At 51.7% G+C, this 1,260-nt stretch carries 1 protein-coding gene; it reads left to right on the top strand.

Annotation, left to right across the window (positions count from 1 at the left end; translation table 11 throughout):
- Window positions 1-94: 94 nt before the first annotated feature.
- On the top strand, window positions 95-1,260 hold a 1,166-nt coding region (locus ACFSVN_RS04980; protein ID WP_390299508.1), incomplete at its 3' end, for a T9SS type A sorting domain-containing protein.

The raw sequence follows: 1,260 nt of genomic DNA, 5'->3' as shown, positions 1-1,260 counted from the left end.
TAGCTTCACAGCCACGATAGAAACCTGCAGCGACCTTGCCAACACGTGGTGTGGGCCCTATAGGTACGCGGTGGAGGTTTCTGAGGCTACGCCGATGGCTGGGGATTCGGTGAGGGTTGCGGCCCAGCTGGTGGACCAGTGGGGCAATCGTGTGAGGGCGTCCGGACAGCGGCTAAGCTGGGAAGCGACAAGCGGAGGCGAGTTTGCTGATACGCTATCGGTGACGAATACTCAGGGTATCGCAGAAGCTATATTTGAGCCTGCCGCCTTTGTAGGTCTGTCGGGTCGCGTGATGGTCGAAGACCAGGACGGTTATACTGGAGAAAGTGATCGTTTTACCGTGAAGGGAGGGGAGAAGTACATGGTAAGCATAACGGGCTCAGATAGCCTGGAAGCGGGTGTAACGAGTGATGTGTATGAGCTAAGGCTGAAAGATGAATTAGGCAACGACAGGCTATCGCCGGAAGACCTTGCCTTTAATGTGAGCTGGGACAGCACCCAGACCTTTGCTATTTATCAGGTAGATGGGCAGCGGCCGGAGCGTAACAGGGTGAGTCTTTCTAAAGGTCGTTCTTCTGTTCTTTTCAGAATGCAAACGACCAAAGCCGGGGAACATACTGCCCAGATCAATCAGCTTAAGGGTCTGCTGCCGGTCAGCTCAGAGCAGAAGATGGTGGTGGTATCGCCAGGCTCACCGGCGGCGTTGAGGTCGATCGTGAGCGATTCGGCGGAGTATGTTGGTCCTGTCAAACAGATTTATGCGGATACGTTATCGGTACAGGTATTTGATACATGGGATAATACGATACCTGATGTACCGGTAACGTACCGTATTGAACAACAACCAATGCGAAGTGTTGGCTCGCAGCTAATAAGCGGAGATGCGAAAGAGCCATCGGAATTGCGTATTCAAACTAACACCGAAGGTAAGGCATACACACAGTTACAAATTGGAGATATCCCGGGTGAGTATGTTGTAACAGCCGAAGTTGATGGATTAGATCTGCTTCAATTTATGATTGATGGCGTGCCAAGTGAATATAAGCTTGAACAGAACTACCCTAATCCGTTTATGGGCCGTACACGTATCCCGTTTGAGCTGCCCAAGCCCTCGAAGGTGACGCTGCAGGTATTTGATGTACGCGGGGCACATGTAGAGACCCTATTCAAAGACAAGGACTTTGAGGTAGGTCGCCACGAGCCGGTGTGGGATGCGCGCCGTTATAGCAATGGTGTTTACATCTACCGGTTAACAGCCGA

The sequence above is a fragment of the Gracilimonas halophila genome (genome assembly GCF_042684365.1).
GTDB lineage: Bacteria > Bacteroidota > Rhodothermia > Balneolales > Balneolaceae > Gracilimonas > Gracilimonas halophila.
The sequence above is the reverse complement of the archived record's forward strand: the minus strand, read 5'-3'. Positions and strand labels throughout refer to the sequence as shown.